Source organism: Streptomyces hydrogenans, from assembly GCF_014656075.1.
GTDB lineage: Bacteria > Actinomycetota > Actinomycetes > Streptomycetales > Streptomycetaceae > Streptomyces > Streptomyces hydrogenans.
In genome coordinates this window covers 1-5,048 of sequence record NZ_BNBS01000239.1, presented here as the reverse complement: position 1 = coordinate 5,048, position 5,048 = coordinate 1, and the positions used below count along the sequence as shown (strand labels likewise).

2 protein-coding genes and 1 tRNA gene are annotated in these 5,048 nt (G+C 72.7%); 2 read left to right on the top strand and 1 reads right to left on the bottom strand.

The annotated features are described in order from the left end of the window. Nucleotides 1-58: 58 nt before the first annotated feature. Nucleotides 59-131 (top strand) — tRNA-Thr (locus IE321_RS40695). Between the two features lie 127 nt (nt 132-258). On the opposite strand, the gene IE321_RS40690 is transcribed toward IE321_RS40695, so the two are convergent. Further along, nucleotides 259-2,904, bottom strand: a complete 2,646-nt coding sequence (locus IE321_RS40690) for a SpoIIE family protein phosphatase (RefSeq protein WP_043228196.1) — start codon at nt 2,902-2,904, stop codon at nt 259-261. 268 nt (nt 2,905-3,172) lie between these two features. Between IE321_RS40690 and IE321_RS40685 the strand changes: the two genes are divergently transcribed. Beyond that, on the top strand, nt 3,173-5,048 hold a 1,876-nt coding region (locus IE321_RS40685; RefSeq protein WP_190226666.1), incomplete at its 3' end, for a HAMP domain-containing protein.

Sequence of the window (5,048 nt, the reverse complement as noted above, 5' to 3'; positions counted from 1 at the left end):
GCGCCGATGGTACTGCAGGGGGGACCCTGTGGGAGAGTAGGACGCCGCCGAACAACCCGCCCTTTTAGCTCAGTCGGTAGAGCGTCTCCATGGTAAGGAGAAGGTCAACGGTTCGATTCCGTTAAAGGGCTCAGAAAACAAGAAGGCCCCCGCCATCAGGCGGGGGCCTTCTTGCGTTTCCGGGCAGGACGGCACCGGGAGGGCAGAAGAACGAGAACGGGCCGGCGGCTCTTCACGGAGACCGCCGGCCCGTCGTCGTCAGCTCGGGTCCGGCTCCCTGAGGCGCATCGTCAGGATGGCCATGTCGTCCGAGGCGGGGGCGTGGGCGAAGCGCTCGACCGCGCGCAGGATACGGCCGCCGACCGCGCCGGCCGTCAGGCCCGTACACGTCCTCAGGGCGTCGGCCAGGCCGTCGTCGCCCAGCATGCGGGTGCCCTCGCGGCGCTCCGTGACGCCGTCCGTGACACAGAGGAGGACATCGCCCGGGTCGAGGGTGAAGGTCTCCTCGTACAGCTCCAGATCCTCCATCACGCCCAGCAGCGGCTGGGGTTCGGCGGCCGGGGTGACCGTGCCGTCCGGACGGAGGCGCAACGGGAGCGGATGGCCCGCGCAGACCATCTTCAGGAGCGCCGAGCCGTCCGGCTGCGGGCGGAGTTCGCCGTACAGCAGGGTCAGGAAGCGACTGCGGGCGCCCTCGTCGAGGATGGCCGCGTTCAGACGCTCCAGGACGGCCGGGCCGCCGAAGCCCTCCCGGGCCAGCAGACGCAACGCGTGCCGGGCCAGGCCAGTGACGGCCGCCGCCTCCGGGCCCGTGCCGCAGACGTCGCCGATGGCGAAGCCGTACACGTCGTCGCGGATCGGGAAGACGTCGTAGAAGTCGCCGCCCACCTCGTTGCCCTCGCCGGCCGCGCGGTAGATGACGTCCACCTCGACACCGGGGATCTTGGGGAGCTCCGGGGGGAGGAGGCTGCGCTGGAGGGACTGGCTGATGGCGTTGCGCTCGGAGTACAGGCGGGCGTTGTCCAGGGCCAGGGCGGCCCGGCGCGAGAGGTCCTCGGCGAGTTCCAGGATCTCCTGGCGGAAGTGGTCCTCGGCCGGGCGGCCCAGGGTCAGCATGCCGATCACGCGGTTGCGGGCCACGAGGGGCAGGACGACCGTCTCGCCGGCGACCGCGCCGGCCGTGGCCAGGGCGGTGTCGATGCCGGAGGAGAGCGGGCTGCCCAGGTGCTCCAGCTCGCGGGCCGAGGCGGCCAGCGCGGCCCGGTGGGCCGCGTCGCCCGGTGCCGTCCAGAGCCGGGCGCCGGGGGACGGCACCGGATCGGGCGGGGCGATGGACCCCAGCAGGGCCTTGAGGCCGTCGATGCGGTCCTCGTCCTCGTGGAGGACGTACGAGAGGTAGGGGTCCGAGGCCGGGTCGGCGATCGTGTAGACCGCGCACCAGGTGGCCAGCGTCGGGACCGTCATCTGGGCCATCAGCGCCAGCGTCTGGTCCCGGTCGAGGGTGCCGGCCAGCAGGTCGGACGCCTCGACGAGGAAGCTGAGGGAGCCGCGGCGGAGCCGCTCCAGCTCGCCCAGGCGGGCCGACTCCACGGCCAGGGCGATGCGGTCCGCGGCGAACTGGAGGCGGAGGGCCTCCTCGTTCGAATAGCGGTTCGCGGCCTCGGCCGCGACGCCGAGGGATCCCGTGAGGCGGCCCTCGACCTTGAGCGGGACCGTGACCACCGAGCGCATGCCGGTGCCCTCCAGGAGGGGCACGGCGCCGGGGACGGCCGCCAGGTCCTCGTGGACCGCGGGCATCCGGGCGGAGCCGTAGCGGCTCGCTCCGGTCTCCACCGGGACGCGGGCGAAGCGCTGGCGGGCGGCCGGCAGGCCGGTCGTCGCCCGCACCTCCAGCTCCGTCTCGTCGTCGGTGGCCAGGAGGAGGAAGGCGGAGTCGCCGTCGAGCATGTCCCGGGCCCGCTCGACCGTGCGCTGGAGCAGGCCGTCCAGGTCGTCGGGGGCGGGGGAACCGATGAAGACCTCGAAGGGGTCCGTGGAGCGGTTCTCCGCGCCCGGGTCGGCGGCGGGGCGCTGCGGGGTCTGCAGGACCGCGCGCTCGTCCTCCCGCACCAGCAGACAGACCGTGGAGGGCTCGCCCTCGGCGTCCCGGACCCGCAGGTGGGAGGCGTACACGGGGATGACGCGGCCGTCGGCGCGACGGAGCCCGTAACTGCCCTCCCAGCGGGAGAGGCGCAGGGCCTCGGCGAGGCCGGTGCCGATGCCGGGGGTGTGCGGCCAGGCCGCGAGGTCGCCCAGGGGCTTGCCGGTGACCTGCTCGGGGGCGTACCCGAAGAGCTCCTCGGCGTCCTCGTTCCACGAGGTGATCGCGCCGCCCGCGTCGATCTGGACGACGGCGACGCGGACGCGGCTGTCGGCGACCGGGAGGAGCGCGTCGGGGAGGACCGGGCCGGCGGAGCGGGTGCCCACGGGGCGCTGGGGGAGGTTCAGGTGGAACCAGACGTGCTTGCGGGTGGGGGAGTAGTCGACGCCCCAGCGGTCGGCGAGGGCCGCGCACAGGAGCAGGCCGCGGCCGTTCTCCCGGTCGGGGCTCGCGATCGTACGGCCGCTCTGGACCGGGATCTCGCGCTCCGGGTAGCGGTCGGCGACCTCGACGCGGACACTGTCCTCGGAGCGCAGGCACAGGACGTCGGCGGCGGTGCCGGCGTGCACCACGGCGTTGGTGACCAGCTCGCTGGTGAGGACGACGGCGTCGTCCACGAGCTCCGGGTGGCCCCAGCCCTGGAGGGTGTCCCGGACGAAGGCCCGGGCGGCGGCGACGGACCGTCCGACGGGCTCGAAACTGGCAGTCGCCCGCGCGGTGATCACAGCACTCCTCGTACGCGTCTCGACGCCCGGCTCTGCCATGCTCGGTCTGCCCTCCCACTGCCCGGCGGTCGTACGCGCTCCACACCGCCCCCGCCGGGCGGACCGGGGCGGCTGGACAGCCGGATGCCAGGTTACTTACCTTCGCCGTCCCCGCGGATGCCGGTCTCCGCTGTTTCCGCCCTCCGGGGGTGGGGACGCTGTGCGAAGCTGCCGAACTGTTATCGCCTGGTTCGGTCGCGGTGAAACACTGGGAGTGCTTCGGCGGGAGCCGGAGCGGAACGGTCGAGCCCCTTTCGGGAGGGTCACGGTGGAGTCTGGCACGGCGGCGCGGCGCGGCGGCGGCAGCAGCACGCGGGCGAGGGGCGGGCGTTCCCGTGGGGGGACGGTGCAGGTGGACGTGGCCGCGCTGGAGCGGTTGCTGTCCGCGCTGGTGTCGATGCGCGACGGGAACCTGCGGAGGCGGCTGACCGTCTCCGGCGACGGAGTGATGGCCGAGATCGCGGCCGTCTTCAACGAGGTCGCGGACCGGCAGATGCACGTGACCGGCGAGCTGTCGCGGGTGCGGCGGGTGGTCGGTCGCGAGGGCAAGCTGTCCGAGCGGCTGGAGGCGGGGGCGACCGAGGGCGCCTGGGCGGCGGCGATCGAGGCGGCGAACGCGCTGGTCGACGATCTGGCGCGGCCGGTGTCCGAGGTCAGCCGGGTGCTGACGGCGGTCGCCGAAGGTGACCTCGAACAGCGGATGGACTTGCGTTCGGAGGGTTCCGACGGGACGGTGCGGCCGCTCCGCGGGGAGTTCCTCAAGGTCGCGCGGACCGTCAACCACCTCGTGGACCAGCTGTCGGTCTTCGCGTCCGAGGTGACGCGGGTGGCCGTCGAGGTGGGCACGGAGGGCATCCTCGGCGGGCAGGCGCACGTCCGGGGCGTGTCCGGGTCCTGGAAGGACCTCACGGACTCCGTCAACACCATGGCGAACCAGCTGACGGCGCAGGTGCGGGACATCGCGCTGGTGACGACGGCGGTGGCCAACGGCGACCTGTCCCAGAAGGTCACGGCGAACGTGGCCGGCGAGATGCTCTCGCTCAAGAACACCGTGAACACGATGGTGGACCAGCTGTCGTCGTTCTCGTCCGAGGTGACCCGGGTCGCCCGCGAGGTGGGCACGGAGGGCGAGCTCGGCGGCCAGGCCGAGGTGGCCGGGGTCGCCGGCGTGTGGAAGGACCTGACCGACTCCGTCAACACGATGGCGGGCAACCTCACCAATCAGGTGAGGGGGATCGCGGAGGTGACGACGGCGGTCGCCAACGGCGACCTGTCGCAGAAGGTCACCGTGAGCGCGCGTGGTGAGATCGCCCAACTCGCCGACACCATCAACCAGATGACGGACACCCTGCGGACCTTCGCCGACGAGGTGACCCGGGTGTCCGGGGAGGTCGGCGCCGAGGGTCTGCTCGGCGGGCAGGCGCAGGTGCCGGGTGCGGCGGGCACCTGGAAGGACCTGACGGACTCGGTCAACACCGTCTTCCGGAACATCACCACGCAGGTGCGGGACATCGCGCAGGTGACGACGGCGGTGGCGAACGGCGACCTGTCGCAGAAGGTCACGGTCGACGTGGCCGGCGAGATGCTGGAGCTGAAGAACACCGTCAACACGATGGTGGACCAGCTGTCCGCCTTCGGTTCCGAGGTGACCCGGGTGGCCCGGGAGGTCGGCGTCGAGGGCCGGCTCGGCGGCCAGGCGCAGGTGCAGGGCGCGGCCGGCACGTGGAAGGACCTCACCGACTCGGTGAACACGGCCTTCCACAACCTCACCGGTCAGGTGCGGGACATCGCGCAGGTGACGACGGCGGTGGCGAACGGCGACCTGTCGCAGAAGGTCACCGTGGACGTGGCCGGCGAGATGCTGGAGCTGAAGAACACCGTCAACACGATGGTGTCGCAGCTGTCGTCCTTCGCCGACCAGGTCACGCGCATGGCGCGGGACGTGGGCACCGAGGGCCGCCTCGGCGGTCAGGCGCGGGTGGACGGGGTCTCCGGCCGCTGGCGCGAGCTGACCGACTCGGTGAACTTCATGGCCGGCAACCTCACCTCGCAGGTGCGGCAGATCGCCCAGGTCACGACGGCCGTGGCGCGCGGCGACCTGTCGCAGAAGATCGACGTGGACGCGCGCGGCGAGATCCTGGAGC